Source organism: Corallincola luteus (genome assembly GCF_004336975.1).
GTDB classification, from domain to species: domain Bacteria; phylum Pseudomonadota; class Gammaproteobacteria; order Enterobacterales; family Neiellaceae; genus Corallincola; species Corallincola holothuriorum.
Window position 1 is genome coordinate 847,056 of the sequence record NZ_SJXE01000001.1, and the last position, 16,831, is coordinate 863,886.

Consider the following 16,831-nt stretch of genomic DNA (forward strand, 5'->3'; position numbering starts at 1 on the left):
AGTATAGTGAGGAAATAAAATATTTAGCCATAATAGTTAGTTACACCAGCCATCGCTACTTAAACTCATTCTGCAATACCATGATGACAAAATGATAGTGCGATAGTTGAACGCGCATGATGATCATCTGTCTGTTCTAAAATAAGCGTCTACTCTCCGATAACCAATTAGTAAAAAAGTTCTCTAAATAGTGATTATCCACGGCTTTCGTTGATTAAAAGCAACATCTAGGCCTTTATGCTGGATGAGGAAGCACGCCATTAATTTGAAATTGTGGCAGGGTAAATGCGCAGATCTCTGGCATGCCAAACTGCTTGGCTGTGCTATGAAACTGTACTCGCTCACCATCCACAAAAGAAAGCATAGGCCATTGCGCCAGTGGTGTCGGACAGGCGAAAGCATCTGCGGTAAACAGGGCGATATTTAGACCATGCTGTGGATCCCTCGCCGACGGATAGATGATCACTTCGGCCTCTTGTTCTCGAAGCAGGGCACCGACGGCCTGCGAAGCGGTGTAATCAATAGGATCAGCGGTATCAATATTGCCCTCTGTGAATGTTACCTGACGCAGATCTACCGCCGCATGGGAGGCATAGCTGGCAGTAAATACCGTGTGTTGAGCTTTAACCGGGTTTGGCGGCGCGCTGGCCATGCTGTGCCAGAATACCAGACGGTAATAGGCGGTTTCTGCCATCGCCGTGGTGGCCGATAGGCCGCCATAGAACAAGCTAGGCTCGTGCACCGTACCAAAACGGGAGCCCCATTTTAATGGCGGATAACGAAATGAGGTAGCAAGCAGAAAGTGCAGGTGTGCGGCGTGAGCCGGCAGAGGTGGCTTAGATTGTTCCAGTAGTTGCTCGAGCAGATACTGTTCGGCCAGATCATCCACCAGTTGCATGGTGGCGATTTGTTGCTGACTTTCGACGATCCGTATCAATTCCCCTTCTACCGATGAGAAGGTGAAGTCCATAGTGAGCTTCATCCACGCCCTCGCATTGCATCAAGGAATTCAGTGACCCTGACCAGCCCCTGGACATCGCGGATCTGCTGGGCAGGAATACCGTGGGTAAGTTTGTTCTCGGTTTGCATAAAGTGGCGCATATTCGCAGTGTCGCCCCCCATCAGTGCATACAAGCTGCGATAGCAGCGGATAAGCAGGGCAGCCAATTGCCCTGGCTTGCTTTCGATATGGATGCCATTGCGGCTGATAGCACTGCGATCTTTACCTATCACTTCTGATAATTCAGACTGAGATAAACCTAACTGCTTAGCGGCATTTTTCACTGCCTTGGCAAGCACATGTTCAGGTGATGCATGGGGGATAGCGGACATAGCGACACTCCAATATGTTGCATATGCACAATATAGTTCATAATGTTGCGTTTGCATAGCTCTGTTCTTGTTTGTCTTAGATTCAGTGCGTTGGGCTCAGCATACTCATTTGATGATGAGATAGGATTTGCTGGCACTGGATAGCCTTTACCTGCACGGTTTAAATTGGTTATTTATCCGGGAAATCTCGTTCTTTGAAGAACTCCTCTAATGGTGAAAATATGATCATCCGTCGATCCAGCACAACAGATTTAGATGCTATCCAACAACTCCATCAGTCAGCCTTTGGTGAAGCAGAGGGTGAGGCCGTCGCTCAGTTGGCATTGGCATTAGTTGCTGACCCTTCTAAGGTCCTGTCGTTGGTCGCGGTAGCAGAGAACAAAGTGATTGGTCATGTGTTATTTTCGCCCATTCAGATCGTCAACTATGACAGTGTATCTGGCTATATTCTTGCGCCGTTGGCGGTTGCACCAACGGCACAAAGACAGGGGGTGGGTATGAAGCTGATCCGGTTTGGCTTGGAGTTATTAGCGAATCAGAGTGTGGATATCGTCATGGTACTTGGTGATCCTAATTACTATGGCCGTTGTGGCTTTCATACTGAGCATAAACTGGCACCTCCTTATTCGTTGCCTTATCCAGAAGCGTGGCAGGCTATTGCTTTGCAAGAGCATGCTCTGCAGGAAGTGAGTGGCCTAGTTAAGTGTGTTCCGGTCCTGATGGCACCGGAATATTGGTAATGTCATCGATTGATAAACAATCTATTGCTGTATGACGCCATGTTGCATGAACGTTAACAACCACTTGATGCAAATCAATACGTCACTTTATTTTGGTAATTAGAATTATTCTCATTATCAATCACCTTTTGTGACTGGTATAATGTCGATACAGCGGAAGAATTCAGGCTGATTAGCTGAAGTTTGATTCGCCGCAAAGCCAACTATTACGGCTGGCTGTTGACTCTTTGATCAGGGAACTATAGGAGCTCAGAATGGTACTTTCTGACGTCAGAATTGGGCAGCGTGCGACAGTCACTGAGCTTTGCTTACAGAGCATTACGGCCAGTCAGCGCCAGCGCTTACTGGCTTCCGGGCTCACCCCTGGTTGCGCCGTTGAATTGGTGCGGAAAGCTCCTTTAGGTGGTGCAGTGCAACTGCAAGTACGGGGCGCTCGCCTCTGTATAGGTTCGCTTTTAGCGCAAGCGATTACGGTGGAGGTTAAGCCATGAGTAAAGCATTTCGCTGTGTGATCGCAGGTAACGCCAACAGCGGCAAATCAACCTTGTTCAATGGCTTAAGTGGCAGCAATGTTTCTGTGGGAAACTGGTCAGGTGTTACGGTTGATAAGAAGATTGGCCATTTCGCTTGCGAGCAGCAGAACTTTGATCTGGTTGATCTACCAGGTTTATTAGATCTCAATGCCATCAATCACGATGGCTTACTTGATGAGTCGATCAGTCAGCAGTGCATTCGCCAGGGCGAGTTTGATCTATTGATTAATCTGGTGGATGCCACGCAATTAGAGCGTAGCCTCTATCTGACGCTGCAGCTTCGTGAGCTTGGCGTGCCGATGTTGGTTCTGTTGAACAAAGCAGAGGTAGTGCAGGCTCGAGATCATAAAATCGACGTTGACCAATTAGCTCAGCAGTTAGATTGTCCGGTGATGTCGATCAGCGCTAAATCTCCCTGCGATATAAAGGCTTTAGTCAGCCGTATTAATACGCTATGCCAGCAGCCACTAGTGTTAAAGCCCTTTACCGTGCCTTTGGGCGACAATGTTGAAATGGCAATAACCAAGCTGGGTGGCGTTCGTGCTGATGCCATTGCACGCCTATTGATGCTGAACGATGAGCAGGCGCAGCAGGCGCACGCGCAGCTAACGGCCGACAGCATCCGTCTTTCTGATCATCTGGCCACCCAGCGCTATGCCTTGGTCGATAAGATCTACCAGCAAGCGGTAACGGTAGCTGATGCCAGCCTATCGTTAACTGAGCGTTGGGATCGATATGCGCTGAATGTGTGGACTGGGGTGCCGATTTTCCTCGGTATGATGTATCTGACTTTTATGTTTGCCATCAATTTTGGTGCAGCATTTATCGACTTCTTCGATATTGTTGCTGGCGCGCTATTTGTCGATGGTTTCGGGCAACTGCTGACCAGCGTCGGCTCGCCTGATTGGTTGACGGCAATTCTAGCCAGTGGCGTGGGCGCCGGTGTACAAACGGTAGCGACCTTTATTCCTGTGGTGGCGTTTCTGTATGTGGCATTAAGCATATTGGAGATCTCCGGCTATCTGGCACGGGCAGGGTTTGTTATTGAAGGACTGATGCAAAAGATTGGTCTGCCGGGTAAGGCTTTTGTGCCGTTGATCGTCGGTTTTGGTTGTAATGTCCCCTCAATTACCGCGACCCGTACGCTCGACAGCCGCCGTGAACGTCTAGTGACCGCCATGATGGCGCCCTTTATGTCTTGTGGTGCACGCCTGCCTGTGTACGCACTGTTTGCCGCTGCTTTTTTTCCTGATAATGGTCAAAACCTGGTATTTGCTCTTTATCTCATCGGGATTGTCGCTGCTATTTTGACTGGGGTGTTGCTGCGTTACACCCTGCTGCCTGGTTTGGCGAGTCAGGGGATGATGGCGTTACCGGATTATGAGATGCCAACGCCGGGAGCCATCGTGCGCCGTACGTGGCACCGTACCAAGCAGTTCGTTCTTGGAGCGGGTAAAATGATTGTGCTGGTGGTGACGGTATTAAGCTTCGTCAATAGCATAGGTACTGATGGTAGCTTTGGTAATGAGGACAGCGAGACGTCGCTGTTATCAAAAACGTCGCAATGGGTGACACCGGTGTTCCACCCTATGGGGATTGCCGATGATAACTGGCCTGCGACCGTCGGCATCGTCACCGGTATTTTTGCTAAAGAAGCGGTGGTTGGTACTCTCAATAGCCTCTATTCTCACGCCGGTGAAGAGGAAGAGGGCGGTGTAGATCTGTTAGCTGCGTTGAATGAAGGGTTATCTACCATTCCTGAAAACTTGCTCGGTATCGCCTGGGAAGATCCGTTAGGGCTTGATATTGGCGACGTCAGTAACAGCGAAGAGACAGCGGAAGCTTTTGGTTTCGAAACCGGTACCTTAACCAATTTGGAAGCGGGTTTTAAAACCCGGGCGGCGGCGTTTGCCTACCTGCTGTTTATTTTGCTCTATACCCCATGCGCAGCTGTATTGGGGGCTATGTCAGGTGAATTCGGTAACCGCTGGACCGCATTCTCTGCAGTGTACACCTTTGCCTTAGCTTACGCCGTGGCGACGCTGTTTTATCAACTAAGTCAGTTTGCGCTGCAACCTTTGACTTCCACATTGTGGATCAGCCTGATCTTTGTGGTGTCGGCTCTCGTTGTCTGGTTGCTCAGAAGAATGAAACAGCCAGCAAAGATGGGCGTTGGCGATATTCCAGTCATGATCAGAGAATAAGCCTGCTCCATGGGGTTATCTTTGAATGAAAGCGGTGAGCATGCTCACCGCTTTTTTTTTGCTGCAGATTTATTTCACCGTTTACCTGTTGCCTGCAAATAGCACCATGACTTTGTCATCTTCCGTTTGACGACTAAAGCTGTAAGGCGCGGCCTCTAATTGTCTATGTTGTCCACTACCGAACGCAGGATGTCGCTGGCGAAATTGGCCTAAGATCTGCCAATGCTTGAGCAGTGCTGCTCGTGCTCCCGTGATCTCATTCCAGTTCATGTCAGAGCGGGATTTCAGCATCCACCTCTGGGGTGGATTTTTCCGGGTAGGAGTTCCGATGATGGGATAAGGTCGCTTCAACGACCGGTTCCTGTTAGCGTGATGACAGCTGAATTTTATTAGTACTGGAACAGTGACTGAGTACCGTCCTTATTCCTTACTTCTTAATCCTTGCGGCTTAATTTGGCCGCGATGACTTTGGCCGCCTTGCGGTCGTTGATATCTAATTTACTGTAGATATGGTTCACATGGCTTTTGATAGTGGAGAGAGCCACATGCATCTGTGCGGCGATCTGCTCGTTGGAGTAACCACGACCAATGCCTTGCAATACCTGCCACTCTTTTTTGGTCAGGCGTTCGTCAGGGGGTAAGACTGGGTGACTTGTTTGTTTGGCAGTTTGCATCGTCAACTGCTGCCAGCATGCGAGGCTATCCAGCGCCTTGGCGTTGTCTTTAAAGTCATTGTTTAATTTTCGCCAAAGGCTCAGGCCCTGTTCACCCAACAGCAAGAACTCGGCGATATACCTCTGTTCCAGCCAGGCTTGAATCGTCTTTGTTACGCTTTTGAGTGATGCCGAGTTACCTTTGTTCCATTCGGTCATGGCCTCTATCCAGCGCAGTTGCGCAGCCACCTGACAGGCGCCAATTTCGTCCCAGTAGGGCGCTTGCAGCGAAAAGTCATGGGGTAACACTTGTCCTGCCAGCAGGCGGTTTCTGCCGAACAGCAGGTTATCCTGCAGATCGGGGATGGTTTTGGGTGACTTGTGCCAACTCAGTTGTTGTTCAAGCTGCCGCAGTTTTTCTTTTTCACCACGCCACTGAAAGCACATCTGCAATACCGTGCGTGCGCGATGGCGCCATTGGCGACACATAAAATCATTGGCTAAACGGGCCTCCAGATCGGAGATTAAGGATGAGGTGGGTTTGCCCTGCAGTAGCGCAATGGCCAAACGCCATGTGACGTAGGGAAACAGCCAATAATCGCCTCTGGGATGGGTTAACTCTTCCCCGCGTTCCAGTGCTTTCTGTGCGCTGCTGAGGTCTCCTTGTTGCAGGTAGATCTCAACTAAGGTGCGTTGGATAGCATCGTACAGGTGGTCGCTGAGCAGTTGTCGTTGCTGCGCGAGCTCATGGGCCTGCTCGGCTAATGCCTGTGCTTGCTGGATATCCCCGCGGATCTGCGCCACATTGGCTAACCGTAAGGTTGCCGCCAGTGCGATATGGTGCTGATGTTCGGTGTTGGCCAGGGGCTGCAGGTGTTGCAGTTGCTTTGCTGCGTCATCGACCTGACCTAGCCATAGTAACGCCATGGCACGGGTAAACATGGCAGACAATCTGTCGTGGGGAAGTGTCAACAGAGGCAGTGCCTGCTCGGCATAGCGTAATGCTTCTGCTAACAGGTCAAACTGATAGTGAGTCTCAGCCTGTAGCACTTTAAATCGTGCGACCTGCGGTTCATCCCATTCTGCCAAGGGCAATTGCTGCACCCATTGGTTACTCAGACCACTGTCTTTTTGTGCTTCGAGCAACCACCAACCATAAAGCAAGGCTATCTCTGGGTGATGCTGTTTTTGCTCAGTGCTTAATAGCGAAAAAACGTCGTCGAGCAGCCTGTAATGTGCAAGATGGAAACAGTGCCAGCCGACACTCTCTAACCAATCGATTGCCAGCATGGGGCTGTGTTGTTGTTTGACCAGCTCGGCAGCGGCATGCCATTGCTGTCGCTTAAGCAGTGCGCGGCAAGCATTGTGATTGGCGATCTCCAACCGTTCGGGATCATTGATCACCAGGTAGTGGTTTAACGCCTGCCGAAAGAAGGGCACCATTTGATATTGGCCGGTGTCAGTGCGGCTGATAAAAAGCTGCTCCAGGATCAACTTACTCAGCCACGCTTTGTGTGGTTGCTGTGGATCAAGTGCGGTGAGTAACGCGTCATCAAACTGTGCAAACGGAACTAATGACAGCAGCAAATGTTGCTGGGTGAGGGGTAAGGGTTGAATCGTTTGCTGGACCAGGTAATCGGACAAGTTGGCGCCGATCTCATCAAGGTCGACCTGATCCGAGGGAACGCCGCGGCCACATAGTCGCAACACCATTCGCCAGGGGGCGGGCCAGCCCTGTAAAGCCTGTTGTGTTTGCTGTTGCCACTCGGTGGATAAGCTTGTGTCTACCGACTGGGTGAGTGCGTTCACCTGTGCCATGCTCAGTTGCAGGTCGTGACGGTCCACCACGGAAAGCTCACCCTGCAAATCATAATGGCTGAGCCAGTCTGCATGGGCATGGCGCGAGCAGAGGATCAGTTTGAACAAGCCTAAATCGAACAGAAAGAGCAGCAGTTGCTGAATGCTTGGCTCAGTGATCAGGTGCAAGTTATCGCACACCAGTAGTGCGGGTTGACTGGGTTGCCATTGCTGTAGTTGAGCTTTTAATGCGCTCAAAATGGCGTTGTCAGAGGCCTGGCTTAGCTCTTGCTCTGCGGCGATGGTGGGCAAATTCAGCACCTGGGTGAGATGGATGACAAAGGCGCTGAGCAGATTATCGCTCGGGTCGAGTTTGATGCCGAAACAACAACCTTGCCACTGGCTTAACCAATGCATTGCCAAACTGCTTTTGCCGTAGCCTGTTGGGGCGTGAAGTAGCGTTATTCGTGTGTTCGGTGGATTTGCCAGTGCTGGATTGAGTTGCCACAGGGGGTCTAACGGGCTCAGCTCGTTTGTGCAGGGGGCAGCATCCAAAGAACTAACTGCCAAGGCTTCTGTGGCGATCATTGTTTTGTGCGGCGCTCCGTGTCGTAGTCAACGTGTTGCGATAAGCTGGTATGAAAATAAAAGATTCCACCCTAAGGGTGGATGATCTCTGTTAAAGGAGATGGGGATAATCCTGCCATGCTTTTAAGTCATCTGTATAGGAATGGATATGAACCGTGAACAACAGCGCCAGCAGTCACAGTTAGATTTTGTTGCTTCGGGGCAGGAGATTGTCGTGGGGAGTGAGGCGCTATTGCCTTTGCCCTTGGCGCAACTGCGGCAAACCACCGCTGATTCAGCTTATGTCGTGGAGACCTTTGCCGGCGGTCTAACCGCCCATGTTTACCATATCCGTGTTGATGGTAAAGATTGGAACTTAAAACTGAAACGGCCTGAGAGTTTGGTTAAGAATGTCGATGGGCAAACTTCATTTCTCAACGAAGTGCAGCGACGGCGGGATTTTCAGCAGCTAAAAAACCAAGCTGCAACCAGCAAAGCGTTTGCCCATGTTGTGCCGACTGTGTATGCGTCGTTCCAACATGGGGTGATGTTATCCCCATGGATTGAGGGAAACTTGTTAACCGAATTCAATGAAGTGGTGCTGACCCAGTTATTTGATACTGTTGTTAACTTCGAACTTCAAGGGATCATCGAGTGGGATCTGTGCCCCGGTAATATTCTGTTTGATGGCCATGATATCTCGCTGTTCGATTTTGGTTACTGCTACACCTTTGATCCGCTCAGTGAGTTTAATAGTTGTGGGCTGGATGCGCCGCTATTCCACAGTGTGGAGCGGCTGGAAACGCGCAATTTCTTTGGCTATTTGCTGAAAAAAGAGAGTACTTGGTCCCAGCGGGAGATCATGTCGCTGTTCGAATTAGAGAAGCGACTGGCGTTGCAGGCCTATCAGCGTAAGTACGCAGCTCTTAAAAAAGCAGGAGCACAGCAACAGGTACTTGATTGGGTGCAAGGCTTTGTTCAGCGCTGGCAACAAGCTTTATCCACGCCTTCAGCACTCGATGATCTGTTTCTGGTAGAGAGTTTTCGTTCCCATCTATTGGACGTCAATGATGATCTGCATGGCCAATCCTGTACGCCAATGACCTTGCAGCGTTTAGATCGGGTAGAGCAAGTGCTCACAGATCATTTTGATGCTCTGAAAAAGCTGGATGGTTTGTTCTTTGGTGATGAACTGTTAACTCAGCAAGCATTGTTGAGTCGCACAACAGAGCAGCGGCGTCAGGCGAAGGCGTTCCAATTACAGTAACAGTGAACAGTTCTGACAACGGAGTTGATTAGAATAAGCTTTCACTTGGCTGCCGGTACGCTAGTTTTATGCCGTGAAACTGCGCCGCGTTGTCTGATTATAATTAGGTTGTTGCAGGCTGGCTCTGAATTGGCATCAAGCCATGATAAGCTGGTCTCCCCCGAGATTCTTAGTTGATTTCTGCTCGTGAAAATTATTACTCAGGCGATCCCCACCAATATCATCACCGGCTTTCTTGGTGTCGGTAAAACGACGGCGATCATGAAGCTGTTGCAAGATAAACCGGCCGATGAGCGCTGGGCCGTTTTAGTGAATGAATTTGGCGAAGTGGGGATCGATGCGGCCTTAATCAGTGGGGATCCGCAGGCAGCGCAGGGTGATAACGGCACATTGTTCATTCGGGAAGTGCCCGGCGGTTGTATGTGCTGCACCGCAGGCGTACCGATGCAGGTGGCGCTGAATCAATTAATCAAACAGGCTCGTCCCGACCGTTTACTCATTGAACCCACAGGCTTGGGTCATCCGAAGGAGATTATTGCTGCGCTGTCAGCTGTTCACTATCAGGATGTGATTGAGTTGCAAGCCACCATTACTTTGGTGGATGCGCGTCACTTAAGTGATTCAAAATATCGACGCCATGACACCTTTATCCAACAGCATCAGGTGGCAGATCTTATTGTTGCCAACAAGTCTGATCTCTATCTAGGGGGAGAGCTTGAGGCGTTAGAGCAATTCCTTACCGATTTGAACTTACAACATCTACCGGTTAAGCAGACCCGTCAGGGCAAGTTAGCGCTGGGGTGGCTTGCCGCACCAGCTAAAGGCAAAGATCCTGATACTGGTACGACTGGCGTCGGTGTTTCCGCAGCCGTCGGTGTGGCGACCAATGAGAGCGCTTTGAGTGATGAGCGCATCGAGCTGACTGACAAAGATCTTACTGGCTTGGTAAGGATCGATAGCAATGAAGATATGGGGATGCTCAGCACAAGTTGGATCGCATCAGGGTCGCTAACCTTTGACTATCTGCCGCTCTATGCATTGCTAACCGAATTGCCATTTGAGCGCGTAAAGGGGGTATTTCGTACCTCACAAGGCAACGTCGCATTTAATGTCGTTAATGGTGTGCTCTCTAGCTGCCCGTTAAAGCAGTGTGACGATAGCCGCGTTGTCGTGATAGGTGGAAATCGGGCCGATCATGATCGTTTTGAAAAGGGACTAAGGGGCTGTTTATCGCAGAACGGAGTATTAGACTGAGCGATGAGAATTGCTCTGTCTCGACACGCCATGGCAGGCTATCTAAACTTGGAATTCTTACGGAGGTGTTATTAGATGCGTCAGCTTGGTTTCGGATTGCTATGTTTGGTTTATTCTTCAGTGTCGTTTGCCATGATGGCTCCTAAATACCAGGTGGCGGAAGATTTGCGAGTGATGACCGATTTTATCGCTGCGCATCCAAAGGTCGCAGAAACGCTTGAATCAATCGATTATAAAGCGCGGACGATATATTTTAGCGATGGCTGCAAAGCTGTATTTGAAGTGCCTGAAAGCAGCGTGGTAGAGCTGTTGTTATCTGAGCCACCTCCGCAGTTAACCTTCAAAAGCAGTAACTGCGAACTGGAGTACGCCAATAAGCCTGATCAACCGCGGTGAATCTGTGTTGTTGGTGAGATTATTTGGGAAAAAGCCGCAGATACTGTTCCCGTAGACTGAGTTTGAATAGCTTTAAAAAGAGCAGATAAGCAGCGACGCCTGCTAGAGTGGCGGTTGCAAACGCAAGTTCTGGCAACGCTTCCACTGAACGAAATTGCAACCAAAAAAGAAGCATCGGTGGTACCGATGTGGCCATCACAAATCCCATCACTTTGGTCTCTTTCCACTGCCTTTGTAGCAGTCCGAAGCAACCGCCAGCAATCATTGCCAGTGGTAGTGTTATTAGAGCCAATAAGAATACGCTTAAGGCGATATCTGCATGAGGGGCGATTGCAGCGCTGTATATCAAAAGAAAGAGCGTGCCGAACAGCAAACTACAGAGAGTAGCTGAGCACCCCGCGAGCAGGGCTGGGCGTAACAGATGATGAGTCGCGGTTAGTCGATGGATCGTGACCTTAAACACGCGTCTCTCTTGTTGCATCTCACCAAATTTAAAATAGCTGGCGAGCAGCGTGTATTCTTGCTGGCTGATGGCTTGTTGCTCATCAATCATCGTCAGTATTTGTTCAGAGAAATCCAGCGCTCGCCATCCCTCGAACATCTCTATCATTACTGTCCAGTCGCTTGCCGATTGGGGTGTGAAACGTTTGAACAACGCGCCACGCTCTGTTCGGATCTCTACTCGGAAGTCTTGGAACATACGCGTGATCATCTTGCTGCTTTCCGTCTGTTATCTTAAGCGCACAATAAAGATATCATTTGGTGCAGTTGAGTGTAATGACTTGTTGGTTACTGCTGCCGCGCCAAGGCAGTTCTGGCGATGCTAATGCTTGCTCAAATTTGCCGTCGATCAGCACATCTATCAGGTTGGTGACCTGCTGCTGTTCGGTGGTGAGTTGCCCAAAACGATAACCGGTCCAGCACCAAACGTCTTTGCCCTGGCACTCGTTGCGAACTCGGTTTAGTAGATGCAATACAGCGTCCAGATTGGCCGGATGTAAGGGGTCGCCGCCTGACAGTGATAGCCCCTGGCGGCGGATCCGCGTGCAGTTGAGGTCAGCAATGATCTGATCCTCAATCTCTGAGGTGAATAAGATCCCGCTGTCAGCACGCCAAGTCGACTGGTTATAGCAGCCCTTGCATTGGTGTTCGCACCCTGACACAAACAGGGTGCAACGGGTACCGGGGCCATTGACCACATCCACAGGGTAATAGGCGTTTAGGTGCATTACAGGTGCTTCACTCGGCGTTTTACCTCTTCCTGCTTGCCAGCATTAAATGGCCGCGCATCTGGGCTACCTAAATAGCCGCAAACCCGACGCGTCACCGATACCTTGGCTGGATCATGGTTGCCGCAGCTAGGGCAGGTAAAGCCTTTGCTGGTGCAATCAAATTCGCCTGTGAAATCACACTGGTAGCATTCATCTATCGGCGTGTTAGTGCCGTAGTAGGGCACGCGATCGTAACTGTAATCCCACACATCTTCTAACGCCTGCAGATTATGCTGCAAATTGGGGTATTCGCCGTAGCAGATAAAGCCGCCATTACTGATCGCAGGGTAGGCCATCTCAAAATCGAGCTTGTCATAGGGGTTGGTATTTTTCTCAACATCGAGATGAAAGCTATTTGTGTAATAGCCTTTATCCGTTACCCCTTTAATAATGCCGAACTCTATGGTGTCTAAGCGGCAGAAACGGCTGCAGAGGTTCTCACTGGGCGTGGCATACAAGCTAAAACCAAAGCCCGTTTCCCGTTTCCAGCGTTCAGTCGTCAGACGCAGATGCGCAACAATCGCTTGCGCTTTTTGCTGCAACATTTGGTCATCGAATGGGTGCGCATCGGTAGCCGTTTGTTGCTGGTTGTAGAGTGCGTTGATGGTTTCATGCAGGCCGATATAGCCGAGGGAAATAGAGGCGCGGCCATTCCTGAACAGTTGCAGTACATCATCATCGGCTTTTAAGCGCACGCCACAAGCGCCTTCCATATAAAGGATCGGTGCGACGCGTGCCTTGACACCCTCCAAGCGGGCGATGCGCGAATCGAGCGCTTTTTTGGCTAACAGTAAGCGGTCATCAAGCAAACGATAAAAGTTCTTTTCGTTACCGTCAGCTTCCATCGCCAGCCTTGGCAGGTTAAGGCTAACCACGCCCAGATTGTTGCGGCCATCATGGATCTCCACGCCGTCCTCTTCATACTGACCTAAGAAACTACGGCAGCCCATCGGTGTCTTAAAGGAACCCGTGACTTGCACCACTTGCTCGTAGTTCAAAATATCTGGATACATGCGCTTCGAGGCACACTCTAAGGCCAACTGTTTGATCCCGTAGTTGGGATCTTGCGGGCTGCGGTTAAGGCCCTCTTTAATGACAAACACCAGTTTCGGAAAGACGGCGGTTTTGCGATTACGGCCTAATCCGGCAATACGGTTCTGCAGAATTGAACGTTGGATCAGTTTGGCTTGCCAGCTTTCACCCAAACCAAAACCGAAGGTCACAAACGGCGTTTGGCCATTGGCGGTGTGCAGGGTATTCACCTCATACTCCAATGACTGAAAGGCGTCATGACACTCTTTTTCAGTTTGCGCTTGGGCGAACGATTCGGCATCCGATACCTGCCACTCGGCAGCTGTCGCCAAGTGCTTCTCGTAGCTGGCGGTGACATAAGGTGCCAGTACTTCATCGATACGATTGACCGTGGTGCCGCCATAGATATGGCTTGCTACTTGAGCGATGATCTGTGCGGTAACCGCCGTGGCAGTGGCAATCGATTTTGGCGTATCGATCTCCGCGTTACCCATCTTAAAGCCTTGCTCTAACATCCCTTTTAGATCAATCAGCATGCAGTTAAACATCGGAAAAAACGGCGCGTAATCCAGGTCATGGTAGTGCAACTCTCCCCGGTCGTGGGCGCTCACCACATCCTTTGGCAGAATATGACGACGGGAGTAATGCTTGGCGACGATACCCGCCAACAGATCGCGCTGGGTGGGGATCACCTTGCTGTCTTTATTGGCGTTTTCATTCAGCAGATTCAGATCGCTCTGCTCCATTAAACCGCGTATTTCCTGATTCAGGTGACTGGCTTTTTCCCGGGCCAGATCGCGGTCGTGACGGTACTCAATGTAAGCGCGGGCCACCGCTTTTTGCTCGCTGGCCATCAAGCTGTCTTCCACAGCCTGTTGGATCTCGTCGATATGCAACTCGGAAAGCGGTGCTAATTGACTCGCTACCTGCTCGGTGATCTGCTCAGCTATTTTCGCCGAACGAATGCCGACCACTTCGCAAGCGCTCTGTATCGCCAACTGGATCCGTTTAGGGTTGAAAGGGGCGCGACTGCCATCCCGTTTAATCACGACCTGCTGCATGTTCATCTCCTGAACTTATTATTCTGTACTGCTTAGATTGATGTAGGGCGATGGTAAGCGAGGGCAAATAGTCACAGCATGATAAGTAGGCGAACATCAGCTAGCGCTGACCATATCGCCCAATAATTCATGTTGCACTGGTGCACCCCGCCCAGCATGGCATTGGTGATTGCGGCAGGTCTCCTGGCTTCTGGTATTGAGTTAACTGCCGCCTTCCCAGCGCTAAGCCAGTGGCTTTGCCCATTAGATATGGACAGAAGATGCAGCGTACCAACCAGATACAGTTACGGGGGTAGCTCCGGTTTCTCACCGGATTCCCTATTGTCCCCATGCTTGCGCATGTGTGCGGACCACAATCTGCATATATAGTGGCAGTAAAAAGGCTAAGGCACTAGATGTGGTGTTTGGTGAACTAAGGTTTCATTGATCGAAGGCAAGCTTTTGGATGGGTGAAACCAAGGAATCATTTAAAATGTGATGCTGCCAATGTTGTGGTTATATCGGTGGAAGTCTATCAACTCACTACGTCATTCATCATTTGGAACGGGCTCTGCACTCAAGTCAATAAAAGCGGTAGTGTGTAGGGGGATATATTGACCTAATTGTAGATAAAATGTTAAAAAGCGGGCTCTAAAGGAGCTAGCTATGGGTGCTGTCTTGGTGCCTAAGAAAAGGAAGTTATGCAATTGCCATCATCCAGAAGTCATCAGAATAGCCTCCTTTTTACTGCTTGTGGCCAACGCGTATCACCACCGCCACCAGCATCACTGAATATGACTACAACGACCAAGGTCAGCGCATCGCTACGCGTGTGTCTCAGCGATAAGGAAATTAGTATTTAATTATGTCTTTACAAAATTATTCTTACTACAAAAAAATGTATCTTTGCACTACTTATGGTTGCTTGGCTTTAGTGGTGACGCTGTGCTTAAGCACCGCCTGTTATGCTGATGATGCCAAATCTAAATACTGTTCTCAGGGGGGGGAGTATTTTTGCCTGGTTTCTAATTCCGCGGGCGGGCCTAAAGATCCTGCTAATAGGCCAGAAAAGTGTTTTCGCACTGAAAAGGAAGCGCTTGCTGCTTCGCCTGTTACACCAGAGAACAACGGTTTTCCTGGTTGGGACTATGGTATTTGGTATAAAGCATATTGCCCGGCTCTTTCGGATAAGCAAAGAGGATCAAGGGCATCAGAAAGATGCGTTTACTATCGAACCGCTTATAACGAAGGATGGTATCCCGACACTCATCATATACATCAGTCACTGCTTAAGTTTGACTGTAACCTATGCGAGCGCCCTTTTAGTTGGAACTATGAGTTTGAAGGCTGTGCGGTAGAGTGCCCCAAAGATAAATCTAGCTTGGATTTACAACAAGGTTGTTATGGTTCGCCCGTTAAAGATTTTTGTAAGGCTGGGGATGGAAACCCTATCTTAATTGCTGACGGACGGAAATGGCAGTTGGAACCTGCGGATTTGCAGTTGAGCAGATTATTCTCACTTCAACGACACTATTCAACACAGTCTGTGCATGACAATAGCTACTATGAAGGCCCTTATCCTGAAGGCGTTTTGCCTGATGGAGCTGTGAGGCATTTTCAACCTGAAGGGTATAAGGCTAAAAGTCTTCTTTCTGGGCACAACCTATATTCGGAAGGAGCTTGGCAGCAAGGAACGTGGCGTCTGCTAAAGATTCCTAGCCTTTCTTTTTCATCCAATAGGTACAAACTCTTCCGTTTGGACGGCACACACAAAGAAATGTTCATCAAACAGGATGAACTTACCTATACCAGTGGACAATTTACCGGCAAAGTTATCGAGGCTATTGAGCCGCAAGGTTGGCTTCATAAGCCCACTCTTGGCGTGCAAGAATTTTACAATACTGACGGCAAACTCACGGCGCGTGAAACAAACGGCCGGCGAGTGTCATTTAACTATGACGACGGGCGTTTACTTGAAGTTGTCGACGGTAACAACCACATGCTTCTGACTTATGACGAAGCCGGCCGTCTGGAAGGTGCCAGCACTCAGAATGATTTTGTTACCTATGGTTACGATGAACAAAGCCGCTTAATCAGCGTCACTCACAAAGATGGCCGTAGCCGTCAGTATCATTACGAAGACCCACGCTTTGGTCAGGCTCTGACCGGTATCACCGATGAACGGGGGGTACGCTACGTGACCTGGGCTTACGATGATGAAGGCCGCGCCATTGAAAGCCGCCATGGCGATGATGACCATTTCAAATTTGTGTTTGGCGACAACCAGACCACGGTGACTAACCCGCTGGGAAAAGACACCATTTACCACTACCTGGAACAAAATGGCGTGAAACGTCTGGAACGGGTTGAAGGTGTGCCATCCAACAACTGTGCCGGGGCGAACCGGGAATATACCTACTACCCCAACGGGGCTATTCACACCCAAACCGATTGGCAGGGCAACATTACTCGCTTTGCCTATAACGCCCGTGGCTTAGTGACGCAGCAGACTGAAGCGGAAGGCACGCCAGCGCAACGTATCACCACCACCGAGTGGCACCCGCAATATCCGTGGCCAACGCGTATCACCACCGCCACCAGCATTACTGAATATGACTATAACGACCAAGGCCAGCGTATCGCTACGCGTGTGTCGCAGCGATAAAAGATATAGGTAATTCAAAAGAATGAAATTAAGAAACGAATCTATTGTATTAAATATACCCTTCGTAAGGTTAAGGCTGC

14 protein-coding genes and 1 riboswitch are annotated in these 16,831 nt (G+C 49.8%); of the genes, 7 read left to right on the forward strand and 7 right to left on the reverse strand.

Annotated features, from left to right (window positions below; all coding sequences use genetic code 11):
• Positions 1–235: 235 nt before the first annotated feature.
• Both EZV61_RS03745 and EZV61_RS03750 read right to left on the reverse strand, forming a co-directional pair.
• On the reverse strand, positions 236–982 hold the full coding sequence (locus tag EZV61_RS03745; RefSeq protein WP_131414368.1) for an RES family NAD+ phosphorylase: 747 nt from the start codon (positions 980–982) through the stop codon (positions 236–238).
• Positions 979–1,332: an MbcA/ParS/Xre antitoxin family protein gene (locus EZV61_RS03750; protein WP_114337351.1), complete on the reverse strand. Its 354-nt coding sequence runs from the start codon at positions 1,330–1,332 to the stop codon at positions 979–981. Before EZV61_RS03750 ends, EZV61_RS03745 begins: the two co-directional genes overlap by 4 nt.
• Positions 1,333–1,553: 221 nt before the next feature.
• Here EZV61_RS03750 and EZV61_RS03755 point away from each other — a divergent pair, with 221 nt between their 5' ends.
• From EZV61_RS03755 to feoB, 3 genes are all read left to right on the forward strand, one after another.
• Positions 1,554–2,072, forward strand: coding sequence for a GNAT family N-acetyltransferase (locus tag EZV61_RS03755; protein ID WP_114337352.1), 519 nt, complete (start codon positions 1,554–1,556; stop codon positions 2,070–2,072).
• A 254-nt stretch (positions 2,073–2,326) separates the two neighbouring features.
• Positions 2,327–2,563: a FeoA family protein gene (locus EZV61_RS03760; protein ID WP_114337353.1), complete on the forward strand. Its 237-nt coding sequence runs from the start codon at positions 2,327–2,329 to the stop codon at positions 2,561–2,563.
• Entirely contained in the window at positions 2,560–4,809 is a 2,250-nt protein-coding gene (gene feoB, locus EZV61_RS03765) for a ferrous iron transport protein B (protein WP_114337354.1), read from the forward strand. The genes EZV61_RS03760 and feoB overlap by 4 nt, the downstream gene beginning before the upstream one ends.
• Before the next feature lie 81 nt (positions 4,810–4,890).
• Here the strand turns inward: feoB and EZV61_RS03770 are convergent, their stop codons facing one another.
• Both EZV61_RS03770 and EZV61_RS03775 read right to left on the reverse strand, forming a co-directional pair.
• A complete protein-coding gene (locus EZV61_RS03770) occupies positions 4,891–5,100 on the reverse strand; it encodes a hypothetical protein (protein WP_131414369.1) in 210 nt (69 codons plus the stop codon).
• A 143-nt stretch (positions 5,101–5,243) separates the two neighbouring features.
• On the reverse strand, positions 5,244–7,847 hold the full coding sequence (locus EZV61_RS03775) for a LuxR C-terminal-related transcriptional regulator (protein ID WP_131414370.1): 2,604 nt from the start codon (positions 7,845–7,847) through the stop codon (positions 5,244–5,246).
• Positions 7,848–7,995: 148 nt separating this feature from the next.
• On the opposite strand from EZV61_RS03775, the gene EZV61_RS03780 reads away from it, so the two are divergent.
• From EZV61_RS03780 to EZV61_RS03790, 3 genes are all read left to right on the forward strand, one after another.
• Positions 7,996–9,093 carry a protein kinase family protein gene (locus EZV61_RS03780; RefSeq protein WP_205695316.1) on the forward strand — a complete coding sequence of 366 codons (1,098 nt, stop codon included), beginning with the start codon at positions 7,996–7,998 and terminating at the stop codon, positions 9,091–9,093.
• 186 nt (positions 9,094–9,279) lie between these two features.
• Positions 9,280–10,347 carry a CobW family GTP-binding protein gene (locus EZV61_RS19525; protein ID WP_131414372.1) on the forward strand — a complete coding sequence of 356 codons (1,068 nt, stop codon included), beginning with the start codon at positions 9,280–9,282 and terminating at the stop codon, positions 10,345–10,347.
• A 75-nt stretch (positions 10,348–10,422) separates the two neighbouring features.
• On the forward strand, positions 10,423–10,743 hold the full coding sequence (locus EZV61_RS03790; protein WP_131414373.1) for a ssr3402 family protein: 321 nt from the start codon (positions 10,423–10,425) through the stop codon (positions 10,741–10,743).
• Positions 10,744–10,762: 19 nt separating this feature from the next.
• On the opposite strand, the gene EZV61_RS03795 is transcribed toward EZV61_RS03790, so the two are convergent.
• From EZV61_RS03795 to nrdD, 3 genes are read right to left on the reverse strand one after another with little or no spacing between them, the layout of a single operon-like run.
• Positions 10,763–11,455: a hypothetical protein gene (locus tag EZV61_RS03795; RefSeq protein ID WP_131414374.1), complete on the reverse strand. Its 693-nt coding sequence runs from the start codon at positions 11,453–11,455 to the stop codon at positions 10,763–10,765.
• Positions 11,456–11,498: 43 nt separating this feature from the next.
• The gene (gene nrdG, locus EZV61_RS03800; protein ID WP_131414375.1) at positions 11,499–11,972 is read right to left on the reverse strand and encodes an anaerobic ribonucleoside-triphosphate reductase-activating protein; all 474 of its coding nucleotides are present in this window, start codon (positions 11,970–11,972) and stop codon (positions 11,499–11,501) included.
• The gene (gene nrdD / locus EZV61_RS03805; protein ID WP_131414376.1) at positions 11,972–14,107 is read right to left on the reverse strand and encodes an anaerobic ribonucleoside-triphosphate reductase; all 2,136 of its coding nucleotides are present in this window, start codon (positions 14,105–14,107) and stop codon (positions 11,972–11,974) included. The genes nrdG and nrdD overlap by 1 nt, the downstream gene beginning before the upstream one ends.
• 156 nt (positions 14,108–14,263) lie before the next feature.
• Positions 14,264–14,477: riboswitch (cobalamin riboswitch) on the reverse strand.
• Positions 14,478–15,863: 1,386 nt separating this feature from the next.
• Here nrdD and EZV61_RS19395 point away from each other — a divergent pair.
• Positions 15,864–16,751 carry an RHS repeat protein gene (locus EZV61_RS19395; RefSeq protein WP_165569521.1) on the forward strand — a complete coding sequence of 296 codons (888 nt, stop codon included), beginning with the start codon at positions 15,864–15,866 and terminating at the stop codon, positions 16,749–16,751.
• Positions 16,752–16,831: the final 80 nt, after the last annotated feature.